The 24882-nt window shown below is 52.5% G+C and carries 25 protein-coding genes and 1 tRNA gene; 7 read left to right on the top strand and 19 right to left on the bottom strand.

Features of this window, described 5'->3' with window-relative positions:
- Positions 1–163: 163 nt before the first annotated feature.
- The 4 genes from rplL to rplK form a co-directional block, all read right to left on the bottom strand.
- Positions 164–544, bottom strand: coding sequence for a 50S ribosomal protein L7/L12 (rplL, locus tag M0D42_RS00610; RefSeq protein WP_265019688.1), 381 nt, complete (start codon positions 542–544; stop codon positions 164–166).
- 72 nt (positions 545–616) lie between these two features.
- Positions 617–1135, bottom strand: coding sequence for a 50S ribosomal protein L10 (gene rplJ / locus M0D42_RS00605; protein ID WP_265019687.1), 519 nt, complete (start codon positions 1133–1135; stop codon positions 617–619).
- A gap of 398 nt (positions 1136–1533) precedes the next feature.
- Positions 1534–2232 (bottom strand): 50S ribosomal protein L1, encoded by a 699-nt coding sequence (gene rplA / locus M0D42_RS00600; RefSeq protein WP_265019686.1) that lies wholly within the window; start codon positions 2230–2232, stop codon positions 1534–1536.
- Positions 2233–2235: 3 nt separating this feature from the next.
- On the bottom strand, positions 2236–2688 hold the full coding sequence (gene rplK / locus M0D42_RS00595; RefSeq protein WP_265019685.1) for a 50S ribosomal protein L11: 453 nt from the start codon (positions 2686–2688) through the stop codon (positions 2236–2238).
- Positions 2689–3066: 378 nt separating this feature from the next.
- Here rplK and M0D42_RS00590 point away from each other — a divergent pair, with 378 nt between their 5' ends.
- The gene (locus M0D42_RS00590; RefSeq protein WP_265021071.1) at positions 3067–4134 is read left to right on the top strand and encodes a fatty acid desaturase; all 1068 of its coding nucleotides are present in this window, start codon (positions 3067–3069) and stop codon (positions 4132–4134) included.
- Between the two features lie 48 nt (positions 4135–4182).
- On the opposite strand, the gene M0D42_RS00585 is transcribed toward M0D42_RS00590, so the two are convergent.
- The 7 genes from M0D42_RS00585 to M0D42_RS00555 form a co-directional block, all read right to left on the bottom strand.
- Positions 4183–5331 (bottom strand): alpha-hydroxy acid oxidase, encoded by a 1149-nt coding sequence (locus tag M0D42_RS00585; protein WP_265019684.1) that lies wholly within the window; start codon positions 5329–5331, stop codon positions 4183–4185.
- Between the two features lie 107 nt (positions 5332–5438).
- Positions 5439–6338: a hypothetical protein gene (locus tag M0D42_RS00580; protein ID WP_265019683.1), complete on the bottom strand. Its 900-nt coding sequence runs from the start codon at positions 6336–6338 to the stop codon at positions 5439–5441.
- Positions 6339–6478: 140 nt separating this feature from the next.
- A complete protein-coding gene (nusG, locus tag M0D42_RS00575; protein WP_058314177.1) occupies positions 6479–7012 on the bottom strand; it encodes a transcription termination/antitermination protein NusG in 534 nt (177 codons plus the stop codon).
- Positions 7013–7207: 195 nt separating this feature from the next.
- Complete coding sequence (gene secE / locus M0D42_RS00570) at positions 7208–7402, bottom strand: preprotein translocase subunit SecE (RefSeq protein WP_265019682.1); 195 nt, start codon at positions 7400–7402, stop codon at positions 7208–7210.
- Between the two features lie 55 nt (positions 7403–7457).
- Positions 7458–8120 (bottom strand): hypothetical protein, encoded by a 663-nt coding sequence (locus M0D42_RS00565; RefSeq protein ID WP_265019681.1) that lies wholly within the window; start codon positions 8118–8120, stop codon positions 7458–7460.
- 176 nt (positions 8121–8296) lie between these two features.
- Complete coding sequence (locus M0D42_RS16015; protein ID WP_330221181.1) at positions 8297–8953, bottom strand: CatB-related O-acetyltransferase; 657 nt, start codon at positions 8951–8953, stop codon at positions 8297–8299.
- Between the two features lie 72 nt (positions 8954–9025).
- Positions 9026–9101: transfer RNA gene (locus M0D42_RS00555), tRNA-Trp, on the bottom strand.
- 463 nt (positions 9102–9564) lie between these two features.
- Here M0D42_RS00555 and M0D42_RS00550 point away from each other — a divergent pair.
- Genes M0D42_RS00550 through M0D42_RS00535 form a run of 4 tightly spaced genes read left to right on the top strand, consistent with a single transcriptional unit; the run spans position 9565 to position 10659 of the window.
- Positions 9565–9804: a hypothetical protein gene (locus M0D42_RS00550; protein WP_265019680.1), complete on the top strand. Its 240-nt coding sequence runs from the start codon at positions 9565–9567 to the stop codon at positions 9802–9804.
- 45 nt (positions 9805–9849) lie between these two features.
- Positions 9850–10089, top strand: a complete 240-nt coding sequence (locus M0D42_RS00545) for a hypothetical protein (protein WP_265019679.1) — start codon at positions 9850–9852, stop codon at positions 10087–10089.
- 45 nt (positions 10090–10134) lie between these two features.
- The gene (locus M0D42_RS00540; RefSeq protein ID WP_265019679.1) at positions 10135–10374 is read left to right on the top strand and encodes a hypothetical protein; all 240 of its coding nucleotides are present in this window, start codon (positions 10135–10137) and stop codon (positions 10372–10374) included.
- Positions 10375–10419: 45 nt separating this feature from the next.
- Positions 10420–10659 (top strand): hypothetical protein, encoded by a 240-nt coding sequence (locus M0D42_RS00535; RefSeq protein WP_265019678.1) that lies wholly within the window; start codon positions 10420–10422, stop codon positions 10657–10659.
- Positions 10660–10765: 106 nt separating this feature from the next.
- On the opposite strand, the gene M0D42_RS00530 is transcribed toward M0D42_RS00535, so the two are convergent.
- From M0D42_RS00530 to M0D42_RS00520, 3 genes are all read right to left on the bottom strand, one after another.
- Positions 10766–12730, bottom strand: a complete 1965-nt coding sequence (locus M0D42_RS00530; protein ID WP_265019677.1) for a bifunctional 2',3'-cyclic-nucleotide 2'-phosphodiesterase/3'-nucleotidase — start codon at positions 12728–12730, stop codon at positions 10766–10768.
- Positions 12731–12896: 166 nt separating this feature from the next.
- A complete protein-coding gene (locus M0D42_RS00525) occupies positions 12897–14273 on the bottom strand; it encodes an ArsB/NhaD family transporter (protein WP_265019676.1) in 1377 nt (458 codons plus the stop codon).
- Positions 14274–14299: 26 nt separating this feature from the next.
- Positions 14300–14788, bottom strand: a complete 489-nt coding sequence (locus M0D42_RS00520) for an HPP family protein (RefSeq protein ID WP_265019675.1) — start codon at positions 14786–14788, stop codon at positions 14300–14302.
- Positions 14789–15250: 462 nt separating this feature from the next.
- Here M0D42_RS00520 and M0D42_RS00515 point away from each other — a divergent pair, with 462 nt between their 5' ends.
- Positions 15251–15727, top strand: a complete 477-nt coding sequence (locus M0D42_RS00515) for a fasciclin domain-containing protein (protein WP_265019674.1) — start codon at positions 15251–15253, stop codon at positions 15725–15727.
- Positions 15728–16505: 778 nt separating this feature from the next.
- Here M0D42_RS00515 and tuf read toward each other — a convergent pair.
- Both tuf and M0D42_RS00505 read right to left on the bottom strand, forming a co-directional pair.
- Positions 16506–17681, bottom strand: coding sequence for an elongation factor Tu (gene tuf / locus M0D42_RS00510; protein ID WP_265019673.1), 1176 nt, complete (start codon positions 17679–17681; stop codon positions 16506–16508).
- A 161-nt stretch (positions 17682–17842) separates the two neighbouring features.
- Positions 17843–18436, bottom strand: coding sequence for a hypothetical protein (locus M0D42_RS00505; RefSeq protein ID WP_265019672.1), 594 nt, complete (start codon positions 18434–18436; stop codon positions 17843–17845).
- A 148-nt stretch (positions 18437–18584) separates the two neighbouring features.
- On the opposite strand from M0D42_RS00505, the gene M0D42_RS00500 reads away from it, so the two are divergent.
- A complete protein-coding gene (locus M0D42_RS00500; RefSeq protein WP_265019671.1) occupies positions 18585–19931 on the top strand; it encodes a cytochrome P450 in 1347 nt (448 codons plus the stop codon).
- On the opposite strand, the gene M0D42_RS00495 is transcribed toward M0D42_RS00500, so the two are convergent.
- From M0D42_RS00495 to M0D42_RS00485, 3 genes are all read right to left on the bottom strand, one after another.
- Positions 19928–21067, bottom strand: a complete 1140-nt coding sequence (locus M0D42_RS00495; protein WP_265019670.1) for a M48 family metallopeptidase — start codon at positions 21065–21067, stop codon at positions 19928–19930. The two genes, M0D42_RS00500 and M0D42_RS00495, sit on opposite strands and share 4 nt — an antisense overlap.
- Entirely contained in the window at positions 21064–22305 is a 1242-nt protein-coding gene (locus M0D42_RS00490; protein ID WP_265019669.1) for a YjgN family protein, read from the bottom strand. Before M0D42_RS00490 ends, M0D42_RS00495 begins: the two co-directional genes overlap by 4 nt.
- 117 nt (positions 22306–22422) lie before the next feature.
- Positions 22423–24732, bottom strand: coding sequence for a DNA topoisomerase IV subunit A (locus tag M0D42_RS00485; RefSeq protein ID WP_265019668.1), 2310 nt, complete (start codon positions 24730–24732; stop codon positions 22423–22425).
- Positions 24733–24882: the final 150 nt, after the last annotated feature.

Genomic DNA, 24882 nt, shown 5'->3' with positions numbered 1-24882 from the left:
CAAGTTGGATCCATTCCCGGCCTCTGTCCCACCAGAGGCCACCCGATCCGTAACTCGCCTTAGAAAAACCCCTTACAGAAAAGGGTCTTTCTAAGACAGGTTAAGCAGGGTACGGAAATCCGCACCCTGCTCACTAATCACTCCGGGAAAATCCCGGATTAGATTACTTAAGCTCGACTTCTGCGCCAGCTGCTTCCAGCTTCGCTTTGATGTCTTCTGCTTCAGCTTTGTCGACGCCTTCTTTGACAGCTTTGCCGCCAGCTTCAACAAGCTCTTTTGCTTCTTTGAGGCCCAGGCCAGTGATGCCGCGGACTTCTTTGATGACGTTGATTTTCTTGTCGCCTGCGGCTTTCAGAATTACGTCAAATTCAGTTTTTTCCTCAGCTGCCGCGCCTGCGTCGCCGCCTGCTGCGCCTGCGACCATTACGGCGCCGCCAGCTGCTGGCTCGATGCCGTACTCGTCTTTGAGGATTGTTTTCAGTTCTTGTGCTTCCAGCAGGGTCAGACCCACGATGCTTTCTGCTAGTGCTTTCAGATCAGCCATTTTAAGACTCTTTCCGTTTAAGATATGTGTTCCAACGTCTAGGCGATTACCCAAACGCGGTTCTCAAGTTGCTTACGCAGCTTCTGCCTTGTCCTCGATGGTAGACAGAATGCCCGCGATGTTCGAAGCAGGTGCGCCAATTGCGCCAGCGATGTTGGAAGCAGGTGCGCCCAGCATGCCTGCGATAGTAGCAATAAGCTCTTCGCGAGATGGCATCTTGGACACGGCTTCAACGCCGGCAACATCCAGAGCGTTCTCACCCATGGCACCACCAAGGATTTGGTAAGTGTCGTTCTCTTTTGCGAAGTCTTGCGCAACTTTAGCAGCCGCAACAGGGTCTTCAGAGTAGGTCAGAACAGTCATACCTGTCAGGTATTCGCTCATGCTTTCGCAAGGCTTTCCTTCCAGGGCGATTTTGGCGAGCCGGTTCTTGGCAACGCGAACAGCAGCGCCTGCATCACGCGCTTTCGCGCGCAGGTTCTGCATGTCAGCAACAGTGAGACCCGCGTAGTGTGCAACCACTACAACGCCAGAGCTTTCAAAGATTTGGCCGAGTTCCTCGACGACTTTCTCTTTTTGTGCTCTATCCACAGTTTCACTCCAAATTTGGAAGACTTACGTCCTCCGGCTCATATTTGCCGGACAAAGCCCGGCGTTCAGGTCCGCAACACGGGGCTGAGCCAATATCACCCGAGGAAATCCTCAGCTAATCTGGTCTTTCCCGTCTCAGGCAAGAAATTAAGTGGGCAACCCACACTCACCGTCTTGGACGAAATACAAAACAGCGCACGAAGAATCGCACGCTGGTTCGTACAGGATCATTTAGTTTGGATTAACGCATAGCGCAAGTGGCAACATGCGCCAATTTGCACATTGCCAAGCGCCTAAATCAACGAGCGCGAAGACATAATAACATAAAATCAGCACTCGAACAGAAAAAAGGCGCCTGCTTACGCAGACGCCTTTCTAAATTCGCTTTTGCTTCAGCTTTATTGTGCTGCAGCGTTGTCCACGTCGATGGAAACACCTGGGCCCATTGTGGAGCTCAGTGCAACCTTCTTAACGTAAGCACCTTTCGCGCCAGCTGGCTTGGCTTTCAGAACCGCGTCCATGAAGGCGCGCACGTTCTCAACCAGCTTGTCTTCGCCGAAGGACGCTTTGCCGACGCCTGCGTGTACAACACCAGCCTTTTCAGCTTTGAACTGTACTTCACCGCCTTTTGCCGCTTCAACAGCCGCTTTCACGTCCATGGTCACGGTACCAACTTTTGGGTTTGGCATCAGGTTGCGTGGACCAAGGATTTTACCCAGACGACCAACGATTGGCATCATGTCTGGAGTCGCGATACAGCGATCGAAGTCCAGGTTGCCACCTTGGATGGATTCCATCAGATCTTCTGCGCCGACGATGTCTGCGCCAGCTGCTTGAGCTTCTTCAGCTTTCGGGCCGCGTGCAAAGACTGCAACGCGAACAGATTTACCTGTGCCGTTTGGCAGACCTACAACGCCGCGGACCATCTGGTCTGCGTGACGTGGGTCAACACCGAGACAAACTGCAATTTCTACAGTTTCGTCGAATTTCGCTGTTGCATTGCCTTTGACCAGAGCAACTGCTTCTTCAACAGAAACGTTATCTTTGCCTGCGAAAGCTTCGCGTGCTGCTGCTGTACGTTTACCGAGTTTAGCCATGACTTAACCTTTCACCTCGATACCCATGGAGCGTGCGGAGCCCATGATGATCTGCATTGCTGCTTCTACGTCGTTCGCAGTCAGGTCTTTCATTTTCGCTTCAGCGATTTCACGAACCTGCTTGACGGTTACGGAGGCAACGACCTCACGACCAGGTGCTTCCGCACCACGAGGACGGTTACGCTTACCGACTGGCTTAAGGCCAGCGGCTTTTTTCAGGTAGTAAGACGCAGGAGGCGTCTTGATGTCCATGGTGAAGGACTTGTCCTGATAATAGGTGATCACGGTTGGGCACGGCGCGCCGTTTTCCATGTCCTGTGTTTTTGCGTTAAACGCTTTACAGAATTCCATGATGTTGATGCCGCGCTGACCCAGTGCCGGGCCAACTGGCGGGGATGGGTTCGCTGCGCCCGCAGGGATCTGCAGCTTCATAGTACCAGCAAGCTTCTTAGCCATCTGCTGTTCCTTTCAACGAAGACGACACGCGTGTCGTCCGGTTTATGTTGCGTGGTCCGATTTTGAGATCGCGATCCCTCAATCTCCCACGAGAGAATCTCGCCCGAAGACGATGAGCGCGCTGAATACGCCCGAAGTCATACGTTGGCAAGAGTTAAACTGCCCTGCCCTTTCAGTCTCACAATCAGACGCTTTACAAAAATATTTTGGCACAGCGCTAGGTTGAAGCGTAAAACAAGTCAGGCCTTAAATCGGACTGGGCCTTTTCAACCTGGGGGCAGATTGAGCACATCAACGTCCGAATAGAACATACGCCACAATGGCGGTATAGCAGATGTGCTCAGTCTTCCGAATTAGAGGACGAGACCATTGAACTTTGTGAGTTCTGATCGCCATGCGCCTGAGCACATGGCACAAAGTATTAATACTATGCCCAAAGAGGCTACACCCATTAAACCTGAGCGCCGGTACAAACGGGGCTACGACACCCAGCATCTGAGTGCAGACATTAGGGCAACTCTGAAAGATGCCGAAGCCTGCAAACCCTGGGCACGCATCAGAGAAGCAACGCTGACAATTGCCAGTATACCAGCTGTGGCGGCATTGACCGTCGCGGGCATTCTGGCTCTGTTTAATGCGAATATCTCAGTGCCGATCCAGTTTGGCGCGTCTATTTTCACGTATTTTGTGGCCTGCGTGGCGATCGCGCGTCAGTTGCGTGGTCTTGAAATCATGGTACATGACGCGTCTCATTTGACCTGGGTACGCTCAAAACCAAAGCTGAACCACTTTCTGGCGGACCTGTTTGTCGGTGCACCTGTGCTGAGCTCTGTAAAAGAATACTGGAAGTCACACCGTATTCACCATGGCCAGTATGGATCACACAAAGATCCCTGCCTGCAACGTTTCACAGACATGGGCGTGAATGACATCGACTTGTCGACCCATTGGAAGATTGCCCGCGCCGTCGTTGCATGGTTGCCCAGCTATAACGCGGCTTACTACCGCGAGATCGGCAGCCAATCCGCCTATCAGTGGACGCTATTCATCACATGGCATTTTTGCGTTTTGGTCGCGCCCTTGGCAGCTCTGCTGACACTCGGACTGGGCTTCGAACTCAAGGTCGGCATGGCGCTGGCACTCTTTGGCTGGGTGATCTTTTGGGTTCTCCCAGCGATGGTGTTCCTCCCTGTCATTCGATCAATTGCAGAGACCGAAGAGCATGACTATGAGGCTGGAGACACGGAATTTGAAACCACCTTCACCAACGATGGCTGGCTTCATCGTCTGCTGATCCACCCAAAGAATGACGCCTATCACGTCATTCACCACCTGTTCCCCAATATCCCAGAAGCCGAGCATCATTGGGTGCATGATCTGTTAATGGAACATGATGAGCGTTACAGTAACGCCCTGCGACGTGGGAAGCTGCTCAATGTTCAGTGACAGATTAGGGAGCGCGCCGTCTTTGCGCGCTTCCTATTTCGATTTGAGTTATCGCCAGCGCAGATTTTCGCGAGAGAGCTGATCAAGCGAAGTCACACCCATCAGCTTCATGTCGCGTTCAATTTCAGTTCGGAAATTGCCAAGGACGCGCTCAACACCCGGCTGCCCTGCGGCGGCCAAAGCATACAAGTACATACGCCCTCCAGAACAGGCTTTTGCACCCACAGACAGCGCTTTAAGAACGTGCGAGCCTCGCTGAATACCGCCCTCACAAATCACGTCGATCTTATCGCCAACCGCATCACAGATTTCCGCCAGCTGATCAAATGGTGCGCGACTGCCATCGAGTTGGCGGCCCCCGTGGTTTGAGACCATTATACCTGTACAGCCGATTTCCACCGCGCGTTTCGCATCCTCAACGCTCATGATGCCTTTCAGCGCAAACTGTCCGTTCCATTGCGCACAGAGCTTCTCGGCATCATCCCAGTTCATCGACTGGTCCAACATGGTCGAGAAATAGTCCCCAACCGAAACAGCCAAATTCGTACCAGCACTGACGTGGCCAGAAAGATGCGGCATATCGAACTTTTCTTTGGTGAAGAAATTCCACGCCCATTGAGGATGCATCGCAAAGCTAAGCGCCGAAGCGGCTGTCAATTTGGGAGGAGAAGTAAAGCCAGTACGCAGATCTCGCTCGCGGTTGCCCCCAGTGATTGTGTCCACAGTCAGCGCCATCACCTGGAAATTCGCAGCCCGCGCGCGTTCCAGCAATGCGTCATTCAACCCGCGATCCTTGTGGAAGTAGAACTGGAACATCTTTGGTCCCGGCGCGAGCTTTTCGATTTCTTCAACGGTAACGGTGGCCAGAGACGACACGCCAAACATCGTGCCGTATTTGGTCGCAGCTTTACCCACCGCACGTTCGCCATCATGATGGAAGAGCCGCTGCAATGCTGTCGGGGCACAATAGATTGGCATGTCCAATTTCTGCCCCATGACCTCAACGGACATGTCGACATTCTCCACCCCTGCCAGAACATTAGGCACCAAATCCACATCATCAAAGGAAGTCGTGTTTCGACGATAGGTCAGCTCATCATCTGCTGCGCCATCGATATAGTGAAAGATCGGCCCAGGAAGGCGCTTCTTGGCAAGGCGGCGGAAATCACCAAAGTTGTGACAATCTGACAGACGCATAATCCCTCCAATTTGGTAACTTAAAATTACCAATTTAGGAAATTACATAAACATCTGTGTCACGCAATGAAAAAAGCGAGGCACTAGGCCTCGCTTACAATGATTGCCTAGTCGACAGCAGGCACGGCTCCGAGCGCGCGCAGCATCTCAGGCAGCGGCGGTGATTTTCGTCGATCCGAAGCGCCAGCACTATTTGCGCCAAATTGCATACGAATACCTGCGCTCAGGATTGTATCGTTTACGTGATCTGTTGAAAGGCTGCTGCTGTCTTCCCATACGTTAATCAACGACAAACCGCCATAGACTGCCAAAGAGCCATAGCTGGTTTCGCGCACCATATGTTCGATCTCAAATCCAACCTGCAAAGACTTAACCGGATCAGGTGTGCTGCCTGAATCGATATCCTGCTCTCCATCCATAAGAGTTATCGAACCAGTTAATCGCGTGTCTTGTGCAAGATCATGGGTTCCTGCCGCAGAGACAACAAAGGCATTCGAAATTGTCTCAGGGTTGTCCGCGGAACTGTCCAACCGACCTAGGCTCGCAGACAAGGACCACCCCTCCCCGTACCACGCGCCCTGCACACCATAGCTCTGGAAATTGGCGTCCTGATCATCATCATCGGGGTTGAATGAAACGCGGCCGACAACTGCATAGGCGCCAAAATAGTGGCGCTCAAGTTGCTGGCCGATCTGCAGGGAGAATTGCGAGCCCAAGCGATATGTATCATCGGTCGACGCAATTGTGCTTGATGCAGCGTTGGCAAAGTTTCGATCAAGCTTCAGACCCGCCTGAAACAGCAAACCTGAATCAAGTGAGAACGCCGCAAGACCATCGAGATTTACGAGAGAGAACTCTGCTAGCTCATCTCCGCCGCCGCTTGAATTTAGAGCCTCGCCACCGCGAAAATCGTTAGAAACACCAAAATCCAACTCGAAATATGGCTGATCCGCAAAGGCAGCGCTCGGCAGCAAAGCTGCGAAGGTCAAGCCAAGAACTTTATTCATCACATTCATCCCCATTTTGCGCATCCACTACCCGCCATCCTGAAGACGAACAAGCATGATTAATCAGTTCTCAACGCTAGGTTGGATCACAAAAAAAAGCCGCCCTATGGGCGGCTCCAATATTAGGCATTCCGAAGATCTTACGCTTCTTTAGAAACCTGCGTGTACTCCAGCTCAACCGGAGTTTCGCGACCAAAGATGGATACGGTCACTTTCAGGCGCTGGTTCTCTTCGTCAACTTCTTCGACCATACCGTCGAAGCCTTCGAATGGACCATCGTTCACTTTGACCTTCTCGCCGACCTCGAAGGAGATCATCAGCTTCGGAGCTTCTTCGCCTTCAGCAACACGGCCCAGGATCGCCTGAACCTCTGCATCACGCATTGGCATTGGGCGGCCCTGTGGACCCAGGAAGCCAGTCACGCGGTTGATGGAGCTGATCAGGTGGTAGCCTTGGTCGCTCATTTCCATGCGCACAAGAACGTAACCCGGCATAAAGCGACGTTCCGTGGTCACCTTCTTGCCGCGACGTACTTCGATGACCTCTTCGGTCGGCACGAGTACTTCTTCGATCTGATCTTGAAGACCGCTTTCTTCAGCGGACTGGCGGATCTGCTCGGCGATCTTCTTCTCAAAGTTTGAGAGGACGCTAACAGAGTACCAACGCTTTGCCATATGACCGTTCTTTCCCGTCCGTTCGGCGCGAGGCCGACATTCTTATAAAACTGTGGGCGCCTGTGCCCGCTTCCGAACAAAAAATCGGCGCGCAAACCGAATCGCCGCGCGCCTATTCGAAAGTACTGTGTGTGCTACCGGGGAAGCCCGGCGAATTCAAGAGGTTTGTCGGCGAGTGCTGCGCCGTCCGTTCGCTTAGAAAGCGTTCAGAACCGCTTCTAGCGCGCTGCGGATACCCAGATCAACCAGCGCAAAGAAAACTGCCGTCAGAGCCGCCATGATAAAGACCATCACCGTGGTCAGAACAACTTCGCGACGGGTTGGCCAAACAACCTTGGAGATCTCTGCGCGCGTCTGCTGAATAAACTGTGCTGGGTTCGTACGGGCCATGATGTGTCTTCTTTGATAGGATCAGTGGCTGACATACGCCGCAAAAGCACCGAATTCAAGAGTAGCTTTGCTGCCTTTCTTCTTGCGCAATACGCGCCATGCGCCGTGAATGGGCGGTTTCGGCTGCAGATTGCTCTTTTTCGGTCTGCATCTGTGGCAGATCAATATTCAGCGGCAACTTGTCCAAACGTTTCTGCAACCTTTCCATGCGAGCCATCGCTTTTTTCTGTAAACGCTGAGCTTTCTTTGGATTCCGTTTTGAATAGCGCTTCCAACCCAATTCAGAATAATGCCTGATCCGATCCGGCCCCAGGGCCAGAGCGATGAACGACGTTACAAAAACCGCAATCAAAAGGACCGTTGGGATGAACCACGGTTCAATCAGGATCGCGGCGATAATTGTCGCGATTGCCAAGCGTCGAGGCGTCACCCATGTCAGGAACGAGTTTCGTAATGATGTATTCTCTGGTTTATCAGCTAAAGGAGATGCCCGAAGGCGCAACGTAGAATGCTCTTTATTTACAGCCTTCTTATTTGCAGCTTTCTTTTCAGCACGCGCACGGCGCCTCTGACGGCCCGGAATATCTAACGAGTTCTCAGGCATTGTTTTGGCTTGCCGATCCTCGCGCACGATGGCTTTAATCGCCATCAGCGTTTCTTGGCTCAGCTCGCGTTCCAGCATCTTGGCAGGCTTTGGCAGCGCATTGTCTTTGGTCATATCTCATCCAATCCGCCCCCGGATTCTCGCAGACACGAGACATTGAGGCGATTTTCAGTTTGAGATTTGCCGGATTTAGGGCTGAAAAAAGGCAAAATAATGTCTCTGTCGCTCAAGCGGAAACAATCAACAACTTATGCAGCCCACTGACATAAAATCGGCGACCAATTGTTAACTTATTTTGGGGCCGAGGCCTCCAATGCGACCAGATTCGTGCCACAAATCTCAACCTCGTGGGCTACGATATGGTCAATCGGCCAGTCCCACCATGCTAAGGCTTGCATGCGTTCAGCGTCTTTCAGAGACAACCGCCGCCGGATCTCTTTGGCCGGGTTCCCCCCGACAACGCTGTAGGGCGCAACATCTTTTGCGACAACAGCTCCTGCCGCCACGATCGCCCCGTCCCCAATTGTGACACCGGGCAGGATCATAGCTCCGGTACCGAGCCACACATCATGACCAACTCTCGTATTGGCCCCAGGCTCAGGCTTGCTCGCACGGTCATCCCAGCCGCCGCCAAAAACCAGAAACGGGAAAGTCGACAGCCCATCCATCCGATGATTGGCAGAAGAGGTAATGAACTGTACGCCGTGGGCGATCTGGCAGAATTTCCCAATAATCAGCTTTTCAGGAGCAAAGTCCCAAAGATATGGAGCAAGCCGCTGCACAATGTCACCAGGCTCCTCCAGCGGCTGATGGGACGACATATATGTATAGTCTCCCACCTCAATGCGCGGGTGATCGATGGCTGCTTTCAAAAAGACAGTCCCACGATGCGCAGTGCCATCGCGCAGTTTGATCGGATGAAATGTATTGGGATTTGGAAAAGGCATGATTTGCTCCTGTCAGAAATTCAGTGAATTCGTTCAGATCGCGATAATCATTGTCCTTGCTCCTAGAAGAAGTGGCAGGGGCACCAGGGCTCGAACCCGGGACCTACGGTTTTGGAGACCGTCGCTCTACCAACTGAGCTATACCCCTACGGTGACGCTTGGATTAAGAGAGAGTCGGAGTGGGTGCAAGGTAAAAATGCGAATCCGCTGTAATTATCCTCACAGATTGCTCACGCACAAACACCGGATCACCAACGGGAGTTTTCAAACCCGTGAGCCCATTGAAACAAATCAACATTTTTTCTTACGCACTTTTTTGTGACCCATAAAAAGACGGCTCGTTTTTGGCCCCAATTCTCTCGAAAACCTCGCGGCTTCACACGGCATGTATGCGCATATTCTCCTTATTTTATTGACGTGCACATAGGACATGCAGGGATGCACAGCCTCCTGTTCACCACCCACTCCTTTCAAGGAAGAAAACCGTGATCGAGCGTGTGCGATTTCGTGAATTCAACTCGCCGATCAGCGATCCTAATTTGTTTGGTGTCAGCGGGACACACCGCAAACAAACTACAAAACGAACCAAACAAACCGAAAGGAACACGACAATGAAAAAAGTATTTCTCGCATCCGCAGTTGCTCTGACAGCATTCGCCGGCGCAGCTTCCGCAATGGGCGCAGCATCTGCATACGAAGGCACAATCAAGCAATTCGCTCCTGAAGCAGACCTGTCTGGTTACTCTGACGCAGCAATCGCTCACATCGTAAGCGCTATCACTGAAGGCAACGACGACACATTCGTGCAAACGCAAGCGCAAGTTCGCTCCCTGCTGAAGAACCTGAACTAAGACCCACCCCCCAAGACTGAAACCAACTGAAAAAGGAAAATCACCATGAAACGCATTATCGCAACCTCCGCAGCAGCTCTTGTTGTTCTATCCGGCGCAGCTTCCGCAATGGGCGCAGCATCAGCCTACGAAAACACTGTTAAGAAATTCGCTCCTGAAGCCGACCTGACTGGTTACTCTGACGCAGCAATCGCTCACATCGTAAGCGCTATCACTGAAGGCAACGACGACACATTCGTGCAAACGCAAGCGCAAGTTCGCTCCCTGCTGAAGAACCTGAACTAAGACCCACTCCCCAAGACTGAAACCAACTGAAAAAGGAAAATCACCATGAAACGCATTATCGCAACCTCCGCAGCAGCTCTTGTTGTTCTATCCGGCGCAGCTTCCGCAATGGGCGCAGCATCAGCCTACGAAAACACTGTTAAGAAATTCGCTCCTGAAGCCGACCTGACTGGTTACTCTGACGCAGCAATCGCTCACATCGTAAGCGCTATCACTGAAGGCAACGACGACACATTCGTGCAAACGCAAGCGCAAGTTCGCTCCCTGCTGAAGAACCTGAACTAAGACCCACTCCCCAAGACTGAAACCAACTGAAAAAGGAAAATCACCATGAAACGCATTATCGCAACCTCCGCAGCAGCTCTTGTTGTTCTGACTGGCGCAGCTTCCGCAATGACATCCGCTTCTGCACACGAAAACACCGTCAAAAAGTTTGCTCCTGATGCAGACCTGTCTGGTTACTCTGACGCAGCAATCGCTCACATCGTAAGCGCCATCACTGAAGGCAACGACGACACATTCGTACAAACGCAAGCGCAAGTTCGTTCGCTGCTAAAGCACTTGAACTAATATGACTTGCCAATAACCCGCGCTTTCTCACCTCCCAAGATAGCGCGGGTCCGATTGAAAAGGCGGCCCAAAGGGCCGCCTTTCATACTTTTCAGATCGCTTAACTTTACAGATCGATGCGGAAACGTGCGAAGCCGTCTGGGCCTTCACCCGCAGGCGCGATATTCACGCCCTTCACATCTGCCGCATATCCTTTTGCCTTTGGCCCTGTATCAAACAACACAGATGTTCCCGGCGCCGGTGCAAATTTCCAATTCGCATCTGCAGAAGGGGAAATTGTACCCTGCTCAACAATATAGCGCACAATCACATCGCGGTTTGTGTCAGGACCTTCAAAGATAATGGTATCTCCAAGTGCACCTGGGAACTTACCCCCGCCAGACGCACGGTAGTTATTGGTCGCGATGACAAACTTCTGCTCAATATCGAGCGGCTTGCCATCATACATCAGGTTCACAATACGGTTTGCATCTGGATTGACTAGGTTACCCTTCGGATCGAACATCGACGGTTGCGTCAGATCGATCTCATAGGTCACCCCGTCCATGACGTCGAAGTTGTATGAAGGGAATTCAGGGTTCAGCAGGACCTGATCCGATTTGCCAGCTTCAACTTGGTTGAAGATACCCGCAGAACGCTCAAGCCAGTCTTTCACCTGCTGACCCGTCACCAGAACTGCACGCGCAGTGTTTGGATAGAGGTAGAGGTCAGAGACGTTTTTGATCGCTACATCGCCCTTGGCCACATCGGTGTAATACTCTGGACCACCGCGGCCACCCGCTTTGAACGGAGCGGCTGCAGACAAAATTGGCAGACCTTCATATTCGGTGCCTTTCATCATCTCTTTGATGTACCAGCTCTGCGCAATGGAAACGATCTGTACGGATGGATCATCCGCAACCAGAGCAAAGTAGCTGTGCAGAGGCGCATCAGTCTTACCAACCGCACGGCGCACATAGGCCAGGGTTTCATCGTGATCAGACTGAACCGCATCCAGAACATATTGCTCGCTATCCACAAGCGCAGTGATGGAACGATCTTCATTACGTTTGGAGATCGGGCGCGCCTCGGCGGTGTGACCAACCACTTTCCACTCATTTCCGGAACGTTCGATCATCAGATCGATCAGACCAAGATGCGAGCCCCAGAAACCACCCATCGCGGCAGGAACACCTTCGATTGTACCCTTTTCAACATCGACACCAGCGACATCGCCGTAGTCCTTGGATGGGAACACACGGTGATGGTGGCCGGTGACGATAGCATCGATCCCCGGAATGCGCGCCAGAGGCACAGATGCGTTTTCCATGCCGTCCACAGCTTCCGCACCACCAATACCAGAGTGGGACAGCGCGATGATGAGGTCAGCACCCTCTTCCTTCATCTGAGGCACATAGGCTTTTGCAGTCGCGATGATGTCACGTGCCTGAACCTTGCCTTCCAGATGACGGCGGTCCCAGTTCATGATTTGTGGAGGCACAAAACCGATCATACCAACTTTGATCATGTGCTTCATGCCAGCGCCGTCGACGATCTCTTTGTCAACGATCACATATGGTTTGATCAGAGTGGTGTCTTTTGTCGGATCAGAGCCCAGCTCTTTCGCAACGTTTGCGGAAACGACAGGGAAGTCAGCACCCGCCAAGGACTTCATCAGAAAGTCGAGGCCATAGTTGAACTCGTGGTTGCCCAGAGTAGAGGCATCGAATCCTACAACGTTCATCGCTTTGATGACTGGGTGCACGTCACCCTCTTTCAAGCCCTTCTCGTAAGCAATGTAATCGCCCATCGGGTTGCCTTGCAGGAAGTCGCCATTGTCAACCAGCAGAGAGTTCGTCGCCTCGGCACGGATCTCTTTTACGATGGCAGCGGTGCGCGCAAGGCCAACGGTGTCGCGCTCTTTGTCGGCGTAATAATCATAAGGGAAGACATGCACGTGCAAGTCAGTGGTTTCCATAATGCGCAGGTGCGCCTGGGTGGCAGAAGCATGTGCGGAGAACGGATGAAGCGCGATAAAACCAGCACCGGCAGTGGTGCCAAGAAAACCGCGACGGGAAAGCTTAATAGTCATGAGGGAACCCCGTTGTAGTTGATTTTGACCGTTAGATAAAAAACCCAACTTAGACAACGGATTTAAAAAAACACATGAATTTTTTGCAAAACCCGTCTTTGAGCTAACTGGCGCCAAAAAAAAGGGCGCCCAGCAGGGCGCCCTTCAACTTGTGTCTCATGAAATCTTAGAAATAGCGCCAATCTATGTAGAAATGCGCCATCGCTAGAGTCAGTAGCATGATTGGAAAGGCGTACATCATGAATTTCAAGAACCCGATAGGTTGCTTGGCCTTCTCTGCGAAAGCTGCAACCGTGAGGTTCGCGCTCGCTCCCAACAGTGTACCGTTGCCGCCAAGACAAGCACCAAGAGCGAGGGACCACCACAGTGGCTCGATCGCATCCGGTCCGCCAAAACTGTCGGCTGTGGATTCAATCAGCGGGATCATGGTTGCCACGAATGGGATGTTATCAAGAATGGCGGACAGGATACCTGACGCCCAGAAGATCAGCAGCGCAGTCATACGCATGTCGCCTTCGGTGAATTCCAGAACCTTCTGGCCAAAGAACTCCAGCAGGCCAACGTGCTCCACACCTGCAACAATAACAAACAAACCACCGAAGAAGAAAATGGTGATCCACTCGACTTCACCAAAGATGTGATGAACCGATTCAGACTGTTCCTCACCGTGCTGATGACCATAAGCCAAAAGCATCAGCAGACCCGCGCCTGCCAGCGCAGATGTGCCCGGCTGAATACCGTGGCCATGACCTGCTGTGAAGCCAATCAAAGTCAGGGCCAAAACCGCCAGTGATTTCACTAGGAGAACGTGATCGGTGATCGCTTCTTTCTCGTTGAACTGCATGATGCGTTCTTGCGCGGATTGTGGGATGCGCGCCAGAGCTTTGCGGTTCATGAAGTAGATAATGACTGTCAATACCACCAAGCAGATGGCAGATATCGGCGCGAGGTTATAAACGAACTGCATAAAAGATAGATCCGCAGCAGAGCCAATGATGATGTTTGGCGGGTCACCAATCAGAGTTGCTGTACCGCCGACGTTTGACGCCAATATTTCAGCCAAGAAGAACGGAAACACCTTTGTTTCCAGAGCATCCGTGATCAGCAATGTGATCGGTGCAATCAACAAAACGGTCGTCACGTTATCCAACAAGGCCGAGAAGACAGCTGTGATCAGGGTCAACATGATCAGAATGCCGGTGGGATTGGCCTTCACCCATTTGGCCGAAACGATCGCTACATATTGGAACAGACCGCTTTTTGAAGTGATCCCTACGATTACCATCATACCAATCAGCAGCGCCAAAGTATTGGCATCCACCCCGGCAACAGCCTGTGCTTGGTTGATAATTCCTAAGAGCACCATCAGCGAGGCGCCCAGCATCGCTAGGATTGCGCGGTTCACTTTTTCAGTGATCAAAACCGCGTAGGTCAGGATCAGAATACCGGTGGCCACCCAAAGTGGATCGACACCCAGCAATTCAGGCAAGGAAAAACCCTCGCCATGCGAAGATGCGCCATGCGCATGAGACGTTTGAGACATTTTCAGGTCCGAATAGGAAGTAAGCGTTAGCCGAGAGTTTTATCGAGCAGCGAGTTGCTGCTGACAGTACCGACAAATCGACCGGTATCTGGATCAACCAGAACCACGTGGCGTTTGTATTTGTAGTAAAGGAATATACCTTCCATGATCGGCGTCGTTGGTGCCACGACAGGGATATTCACCGGGCTCGACATATTGTCACGCACAGTTTCGTCTTTCAGATTTTCCAGCTCTGCTTGGAAATCTTCTTTCGTGAGGCTCATGAAACCAAGGCTGCCGATCGGCACTCGAGTACTTTCAGAATTCATGCCAATGGTCGCAGCGCGCGGCAGCAACAGTTTCAGCAAAGTCGGGGCTGTAAAGACCCCATGATATTTCCCACTTTCATCCACCACTGGCAGAAAACGCGCTCGGTGTTTTTTAAAGAGTTGAAAGGCGTCGCGAACACTCGTGTCGGGTGTCACGGTGATTTGGCGGTCAGGTGAAACCATGACGTCCTGGCAAGTCAGAACCATGTGATTTCCTTTGTAAGCTTTTGTTGTGGATTCAGGGCAATAGCAAAACGAGTCGCGCGATCTACCCAAGAATACTGACGCCCTTCTAGTCTCATAATTCGCAGATACTAGATGTCCATGTCAGAAATTTCGCACTTGCAGAAACCTATTTGCTAATTTGTGCAATTCACATGATTTTTGAGCCTAATGACGCTCACTGAATGAGAACATTAATGTCCGGCAGACGGAATATCCATCACTCAGAGTACCAATCAGCTCTTAAACCCGGCTGATCCGGTCTCAATCACAATAGATTGACTGGAAATTTTCTAAGACACGGGCTTAGCGCGGATCTCCGATATTTCAATACCGATATCTTCAGTCACCCACTTACTCCCAATGATCCAATCGCAGGATCCCGTCGTAGAGACTTTGATGCCACATTCGGCGTCGGATGAATCTTATCTTACGGGAGAAATGAACATGATCCGTGCAACAACCTTTGCAATCGCAGCACTTCTAACATCACCTGCCCTCGCTGGTGGCAGCTCAAAAGACATTGTCGACACAGCCGTTGGTGCTGGCCAGTTTGGAACATTGGTGGCGGCTGTTCAGGCTGCAGGTCTTGTGGATACGCTCAAGGGCGATGGCCCCTTCACCGTCTTTGCTCCTACTGATGAAGCCTTCGCAGCACTGCCAGACGGTACGGTTGAGAGCCTGTTGAAGCCAGAGAATAAAGACCAGTTGGTCGCGATCCTGACCTATCATGTTGTGCCAGGCAAAGTGATGTCGACGGATCTGGTTGATGACATGACCGCAGCGACTGTTCAGGGCGGCGAAATCACAATCGATCTTGATAATGGCGTCATGATCAACGACGCAAGCGTTGCTGCAGCAGACATCGTCGCTAGCAACGGCGTGATCCACGTGATCGACAAGGTGATCCTGCCGGGCAGCTAAGTCTGCTTTTTATCAGGTCACAAACGTAGGGTGCGTGATTTCACGCACCCTAAATATGCCGAGGCGCTGAGAAACGCCCGACCTAGGGAGGCATCGAGCCGTTCTCGTGGGGTGGTTTATTTATCCGCTTTTGATCTGAGGACGCGTATGGCGAAGCGTTGCGAAAGCGCTCTCGTTTTGCCGGAGGCAAACCTTCGGTTTGACGGGAGGTCGAGCGCTGCCCGGCGGCGCTACGGCCTTGTTCCGGGCTTTCCAAGTTTCGGGAATTAGCCTCAAGAGCAACGTCAGCTGATGGGAATGAGCAACACTACCGCCCATACAGCTTGAAGGAAATACAAACCAAAGTTCGGATTTCGTGGGGCACGTGTTCGATACCACCAATACGTTCCGTAGTTTTCACGCTCAGTTTGGAACTGCTTAGATATTCGAAAGTTCCAAAAATCCTTGATGCGAAAACAGATAATTGGGGCAACAAGAACCAAAAAATTCAAAATCGGCGGTAGTTCATAAAACAATTTAACAATCTCAACTCATTGCGGGCGTATGAATTGCTCAAGTACACATTCGTTAAGTTAGAACGTCAAATAGTTTGCTTACCAAACACCTTACACAACGCTTTCTGACCGGCCGGTGACGACCTAAAAATCACCAAACGAAAAAGGCCGCCCATTGGGCGGCCTTCTCTATTCACAATCACCTGATTGGCTTTCAATGAATTGCTACGCAATTCACTTACCGCCTGATCATGTTTGGGCCCTAGCGGGCCCAAGCCACGATCTTACTCAGTGATCTTAGAAACAACACCGGAACCAACGGTGCGGCCACCTTCGCGGATCGCGAAGCGCAGACCTGCTTCCATCGCGATTGGTGCGATCAGCTCTACGTCGAACTTCAGGTTGTCGCCTGGCATAACCATTTCTGTGCCGGATGGCAGGTTTACGGTGCCGGTTACGTCAGTTGTACGGAAGTAGAACTGTGGACGGTAGTTCGCGAAGAATGGGGTGTGACGACCACCTTCTTCTTTGGTCAGAATGTATGCTTCTGCTTCGAACTTGGTGTGAGGCTGTACGGAACCTGGCTTACACAGAACCTGGCCACGCTCAACCGCTTCACGGTCAACACCACGCAGCAGCGCGCCGATGTTGTCGCCCGCTTCACCGGAGTCAAGCAGCTTGCGGAACATTTCAACACCAGTACATGTGGTTTTCTGAGTGTCTTTGATGCCAACGATTTCGATTTCGTCGCCAACGTTGATCACGCCACGCTCAACACGGCCAGTCACAACAGTACCGCGGCCAGAGATCGAGAACACGTCTTCGATTGGCATCAGGAACGGCTGGTCAGTCGCACGTGGTGGCTGTGGGATGTACTCATCAACAGCAGCCATCAGCTCAGCGATTTTCTCTTTGCCGATGTTGTCGTCGCGATCTTCCAGAGCCGCCAGAGCGGAGCCTGCAATCACAGGGATGTCGTCGCCTGGGAATTCGTACTCAGACAGCAGCTCGCGGATTTCCATTTCAACCAGCTCGAGCAGCTCTTCGTCGTCAACCTGGTCAACTTTGTTCATGAAAACAACCATCGCAGGGATACCAACCTGGCGGCCCAGCAGGATGTGCTCACGAGTCTGTGGCATTGGGCCGTCAGCTGCGTTCACAACCAGGATCGCGCCGTCCATCTGCGCCGCACCGGTGATCATGTTTTTCACGTAGTCAGCGTGGCCTGGGCAGTCAACGTGTGCGTAGTGACGTGCTTCGGTTTCGTATTCCACGTGCGCTGTGGAGATGGTGATGCCGCGTGCTTTTTCTTCTGGTGCGCCGTCGATTTCGTCGTACGCTTTGAAGTCACCAAATTGCTTGGTGATTGCCGCTGTCAGTGTTGTTTTACCGTGGTCAACGTGGCCGATTGTGCCGATGTTGCAGTGCGGTTTGGAACGCTCAAACTTTTCCTTTGCCATCTCGAGGCGCCTTCTATGTTTAGGGGCCTCAATATGGCCCAATTAATCTTCCGGGCGGCACATATTGCGTTGCGCGCCAAAAATCAAGCGGGAGTTTCCTCTTCTACGGTCTAGAAGAAGCAATTTTTAACCGCGTTGTGCCTAGATCATCACGATGACTTTTAGGATTCGTCAATTTGAGGCGGGGGCGTGTCTTTCCAGCAGTCTTTCAAGACCTCTTCTGACGGATTTTCCGTCATACACTGTGCGTTATCAGCCAGCCATTTTTCGATTTGACGTGCAGCACTGATCGACAGGGCTTCGATCTGTTCTTCGCGAGTCGTTGTGTAGCCGGAACCCACAATTGGGGAGCTACCAAACTGCTCGAATGCGAAGATTTGCTTCGGCTTCTCGTGAAACTTTCCACCCGCGCGGTCATCCCAAGCTGTGACCGTTAAACCCAGCACAGATTTCGGCGTATAGACCAGTGGCACACCACGACGCGCGAGGACATAGGCACCGATATTAACGCCAATATGCACAAGGCGCTCACCCTCATAACGCCCTAGGCGCTTGTCGAGCTGGGTCTGCACTGCTTCAATGAGCTCTTCCTCTGTTGCATTCCGAGAGGTCGGGCCCTTTTGCAGATCCGGTGCAACAACGATGTTATGGCCCAATGTGAAGTCACCTAGATCCAACATTTCGGGCGTTTCGCCTTCTTGAGCGCAGGCCGTCAGTGTCAGCGCAAGCGCAAGCATGGCAATAAGTCGGGTCATCATCGTGTTCCTTGTCCCTAAGGTTTTCTTGGCATAGCCGAAGGAGCCTTCCCGCGCAAATACTCGGCACGCTCAGCGGAAATATTTCGCCCGTTGCTGGAAAAAACCTCTCAGATGACTAGACTCCAGTTGCAGGAGGAGGAGCCGAATGTCTGAACTGCCAGTCCGCGCTGCCTTGGCAACACGTCCTTTGGGGCTGTGGCAAAGCCTGCAAGCTGCGCGCAGCAACCTGCTTGAGATTCTGCCGCTCATTTCCGTGAAGCAACCCATGGTCTCAGGAAAGACCGGACTTCGATGGCATATGGTGATGGATCCGGATGCGATCCGGCGCATGCTGCTTGAAAAAGTCGAAGACTACCCAAAATCAAAAGCCACCAAAAATTTACTGAAGCCCGCGATTGGCAACAGCATGTTTATCGCCGAGGGTGCTGATTGGCGTTGGCAAAGACGCGCTGCCGCTCCGGTTTTTTCGCATCGGAATGTCTCCGCGCTGGCACCGATTATGACCGCCGCGGCAGAGGACTGTTGCACCCGTATTTCCGAGCAATCACCGGCAGCGGTAAACTTGCTCGACGAAATGGTGCGCACCACGTTTGATGTGATCGCCGACGTCACCTTCTCAGGGGAAGGCGCGTTTGATGCTGGCGCAGTTCATACCGCGATCGATGCCTATATTGCGGAAGCTGGAAAGATATCGATCCTCGACATGATTGGCGCGCCAGACTGGTTACCAAGGCCGGGCCGGTTGTTTTTTGGGAATGCGGTCAACGATATGAAAGCTGTTGCCGACCAGGCCATCTCTGCTCGCCAAGAACGTGGGCCGCGCGATGTGCCAGATTTGCTGGATTTGCTGCTCGCAGGAGAAGACCCTGAAACAAAACGCAGCATGAACACGGCCGAGCTGCGTGACAATCTATTAACATTCATTGTCGCCGGGCACGAAACGACAGCGCTTAGCTTGTCTTGGGCTTTGTATCTATGCGCATTTGATCAAGAGGTTCAGGACAAAGCTCGGCAAGAAATCAAATCGGTGTGTGGCAACAACCCAGCAACAGGAGAAGACGTCAGCAAACTTCCCTTTGTGCGCATGATTATTGATGAAGCATTGCGGCTTTATCCCCCAGCTGGAATTGTTTCGCGCACCGCAATGTCAGATGACACTCTTTGTGGTCGCGAAGTAAAACGTGGCGATACGGTTATGATCCCAATCTATGCGCTTCATCGTAGTGAAGCCTTGTGGGACAATCCTGACAGTTTCCAACCTGAGCGCTTTGCAGACCGCAAATCCATAGATCGCTACGCCTACCTTCCTTTCGGGGATGGACCACGCATTTGCATCGGTGCAAGTTTTGCTCTTCAGGAAGCTGTGATCATTCTCGCAACCTTACTGGGACGTTTCAAATTCGAACCTGTCGCCGGGCGTGACCCAGAACCCGTGATGATCCTGACGACCCGTCCAGAAGGCGGAGTATGGCTACAGGCAACCCCTGCTTAGTCACAAATACTACGCAGGCTCTCCCACTCGGTTTGACTTAACAAAGGGAGCGATTCAAAACCTCGTTCGGCAGCGTCCATTTGCCAAACTTTGGAAGACTGTATGCGAGCGCTCAAGGTGGGGTGGCTCAAAAAATGCGAATGCACGCCTTCGGTTTCTCCAAATTCCTCGACAAACCGGTGGAACATATCGCCTAGGGCACCGGGTGCGATCTGTGCGGCTTCCATGGTGGCCATGGCGAAGTTGTCAGCATTACTTTCTGCTGCTTGCGAATACTGTGCTTCAATCAAACGTTCTGTCAGAAACAGCACCAGGGCTCCGCCTGCGAAGTCTCCTAAGAGCAAGCCTAATACACCAATCGACCCTGCTGAACGCAGGGCGTGGCGGGTAGGATCGCGGCTGTCCACATGTCCCATTTCATGCGCGAAAACTGCGGCGAGTTCTTCTGGTGTCTCCGCAGCTTCGATTAAACCGCGGAAAAAGACGATATGGCCACCAGGTAGCGCAAAGGCATTCACCATCTCATGATCCAGAACGTGCACTGTCATCGCCACAGGCAATTCAGCATGCTGCTCTAGCCGCTCACCCATTTTCGCGAGTGCACGCGTGCCGGCCTCATCGGTACAGGTTGGCAGTTCACCAAACCCGGTTTCATCAAGAGCGGTTCGAATCTGATTCAGCGTGGCTTCACCCAAAGCTTGTTCACCCTCAGGAGGAATAAACTCCGCCAATTGGTCCGCCATAAGGGGGACCAGCACAAAAACGATGAGTGCCACAGAGGCCAGCGCGCCTAGGGCCCAAGTCGCCACCCTTCCCCGTTTCACATGTGTGTTGCGGTGCCCCAAGTTTGGACATCTCTGCGCAAGACGGGTCTCTTCGGTGATCAGGCGCGCCACGGGATTGCCTGCCAGCGCAAGGACCAGCTCCCCTCTTTCAGCTTGATCGGGCAGCCTGCGTATATCTGCCAACGGCCAAATCTCATGACGGCCAGAAAACTCAATCACCAAAGCCGCGCGGGACTCTTCGATGCGCAGGCGTGCTGGATGAGCTGCCGCGGTTTCTCCATCAAAAAATGTGCCCAAAGCACCTAAAGCGGAAGGGCGTTCGCCAACGCGGATTGTGGTCTGATCGCTCATATTGCGGCCCCGACGTCTAAGGCTTCGGCAAATCCCTCTGCTTCGCCAAACTCATCGCGCGGTCTTTGCGGCACAGTTCCTAGTTGATCCAAATGAGTGATCGTTAAGGTCGATGCGAAATGGCGCATCAAAGGATAGCGAATGAAGGCATGCATTAAAACCGACCACATGAGGAACAAAAGGAAATAAAACCCAACACCTATAGCCGTCAAAACTGGCTGAGATAAGTCTTCAATCGTGGCGCGCTCGCCAGCCATTTTAATCATGCCGTCAGACTCAATAATCAGGATCGCTCCGATCACAACCGGGGTCATGATGATTGACCCAACAAGCCCGGCCAGTGCATATCCCCAGAAGTAAACACCTGTGACTTTCCAGAACCGGGGTGCCATCGCCAATCGCGCATCACCCGCCGATTTGTGAGACGTCAGAAATCGCAGCCGTTTCACGTTGTAGTTCACAAGACCCAAAAGTGCCCAAAACGGCGCAATAATTGCCGATATACCTAAGGCCAGGGCTGCTCCGTCAGATTCATAAACAAACATGGCGACGCCTGACGCAGCCAATGCAATGAATGGAAGCCAAACGCCCAGAAATGGCCGGATTAGAGTTTTCCAGTCTCCGCTCTGAGAGAGCCTCTGACTGCCAAAGAAGGTGCGATCTGTAATGTATTTCTCGAGGTAGAAAGCTTTGCGAGGCCACAGAAAGCCGAGCGTTATTAACGTTAAGAACCAATGCCATAACGCAAGTATCGCGTATCCCCAGGCCCCTGGTTCTAATCCAAAACGCACGCCACGCCAGCGAGTGCGTGCCAACACATATCGACGTGCACGATAGCGGGCGTAAAACCACAGTGGAATGACGCCCAGAAAACTGAGCACATAGGCGGCTACGTTACCGTTAAAGAGCGAAAAGCTTGCAAACATCAGTAAGAGGTTCACGATTCCGATGTAAAACGCCAGGAAGACCACGGCGATCAGAAAGCCCAAGAGTTTTTCCCAGGGATCACCGACATATTCCAGAGGATAACCCCCCGGCCTCCATGACGACCAATACCAACGGCGCAGACGCGTTTTCATCCAAAAACGATAAAAGCCAAGCGTGAGGATAGTCAGAAACCCTAACCGTAGGGACATCCAGAACAATCTCCATCGACGCCCGGAAAAGCCTGTCTGTGCAGGCTCGCTTGATGGAACCTCATCGCGGCGCGCGACTTCCCATGGAGAAATTACCTGCACTGCGTTCCCCTCTTTGGCCTCAGATCAGCCTTCTCAGCCCACAATAGGCTGCGATGCTGAACCCTCTCAAGTTCTTGCAGGAAAAAACCAGCCGAGTGGTACCGGCTGGTTTCAAAATCAGTTGAATTTGTTGTCGCGTGGGAAACCCCTTGGCGCCATTCGCCCCGCCCCGGCCCGCTTACCCGTCCATTCGGCCAGATCGGTTTCGCTTCGCGTACGCCCAGCTGGATCTTTCCAACTCAGCCCCTCATCAAGAGTGAAGGTTGTGGCGTCACTCAGCCCACCGTCTTTGTATTTCTGCAGACGAACACCTTTGCCGCGCCCCATGACCGGCAATTCATCCAAGTCAAACACAAGAACTTTACGGTTTTCGCCAACACAGGCGACGGTATCACCTTCAATTGGCTTACAAACCAGCGCTTTCACATCATCTTTCACGTTGAGCACCTGCTTACCCGTCCGGGTCTGCGCAAGAACGTCATTTTCTTCGACCACAAAACCATCACCGGCGGATGAGGCCACCAGCAGTTTCCGGTCCGGCTCATGAATCAGAATATCAACGATATCCGCCTCGTTAGGCAGATCGACCATCAAACGCAGTGGTTCACCCATGCCACGTCCACCCGGCAGGTTACTCGCCGAAACAGTATAGAAACGACCGTTCGTGCCGAACACCAACAAGCGATCTGTGGTCTCTGCATGGAAGATGAACCGTGGACCATCACCGTCTTTGAACTTCAGCTCGCGTGTCAGATCGATATGGCCAGACATCGCCCTGATCCAGCCCATCTGCGAACAGACCACTGTAATTGGCTCTCGATCGATCATGGCCTCGATGGGCACTTCTTCGAATTCACCTGCTTCTTCGAATTGCGTGCGGCGAGAACCGCCATCGTAGTCTTTCCCAAACTTCTTCTTAGTCTCTTTCAGCTGGTCGCTGATCCGGGTCCACTGCAGACTTTCGCTTGCCAAAAGGTCCTCCAGATCGGCGCGCTCTGCCATCAGGTCATCGCGCTCTTTTACAAGCTCGATTTCTTCCAGACGACGCAAGCTGCGCAGGCGCATATTCAGGATCGCTTCCGCCTGAACTTCGCTCAGTTCACCTTCGCCCCTGGCAGGTAGCGGAGAGACATAGTCATCTTCAGAGGTCGCACGTGCGAACTTTCCGCCCCATTCCTGAGCCATCAACGCCTGCTTTGGCGCATCATCATAGCGGATGATATCGATCACGCGATCGAGGTTGAGGAAGGCGATAATAAACCCTTCCAGGACCTCCAATCGGTGGTCGATCTTGTCCATCCGATGCCTGGAACGCCGTTTCAAAACATCGCGACGGTGATCAAGGAACGCCTGCAGCACTTCCTTCATCGAGCAGACCTTCGGCGTTACACCGTCGATCAACACGTTCATGTTAAGGCTGAAACGAGTTTCCAGATCACTCGATTTGAACATCATGTTCATCAGGATGTCTGGTTCGACGTTCTTAGACCGTGGCTCCAGAATGATCCGAATGTCGTCCGCTGACTCATCGCGAATATCAGCGAGGATCGGGACCTTCTTGGTCTGGATCAGCTCTGCGATCTTCTCAATCAGCTTGGATTTCTGGACCTGGTACGGAATCTCGGTGACAACGATTTGCCACTGGCCGCGACCAAGGTCTTCAACTTCCCATTTGGAGCGCAAACGGAACGATCCTCGACCCGTTTTGTAAGCCTGCGCGATATTTTCCTTTGGCTCAACAATCACACCACCGGTCGGGAAGTCAGGCCCCGGAACATAGTTCAACAGAGTGTCATCCCGTGCATCAGGAGTTTTGATCAGATGCATACAGGCGTCGATCAATTCCACAATATTATGTGGCGGAATATTGGTCGCCATACCAACCGCGATACCGGCAGCGCCATTGGCCAGCAAAGATGGGAATTCAGCAGGCAGAACCACAGGTTCTGTCAAACGACCATCGTAGTTGTCACGGAAATCGACTGCGTTTTCTTCAAGGCCCTGAAGCATCGCTTCCGCAACGAAGGTCATCCGCGCTTCCGTGTATCGTGACGCCGCAGGATTATCACCGTCGATATTGCCGAAGTTACCTTGGCCATCCACAAGCGGGTACCGCACGTTGAAGTCCTGCGCCAGGCGCGCCATTGCGTCATAGATCGCAGCATCACCATGTGGGTGGAAATCCCCCATCGTGTCGCCCGAAATCTTCGCGGACTTCAGAAATTTGCCACCAGATGCCAGCTTCAACCGGTTCATCGCATAGAGAATCCGGCGGTGCACAGGTTTTAATCCATCGCGCGCATCAGGCAGCGCGCGGTGCATAATTGTGCTCAGGGCATAGGTCAGATATCGCTCACCAATCGCGCGGCGAAGCGGCTCTGCCACCTCCAGCGATGGGCTGTCATCATCATCAAGAAGATCAGTCATGAGAGAGTGATACAACCCCGTTGGAATCCCGACAAGCAAGCTTACGGGGAAAACCTTTTCTTTTTTCCGCCGGAATGTCGACGCAGCTATTTGCTATAGTGATTCCCGTGGTGCTCATGGCGGACTGTCTGCCGCCGTTTGGGAGTAAAT

The sequence above is a fragment of the Cognatishimia activa genome, assembly GCF_026016445.1.
Lineage (GTDB): Bacteria > Pseudomonadota > Alphaproteobacteria > Rhodobacterales > Rhodobacteraceae > Cognatishimia > Cognatishimia activa_B.
Note: the sequence above shows the minus strand (reverse complement) of the source record. Positions and strands in the feature narration are given on the sequence as shown.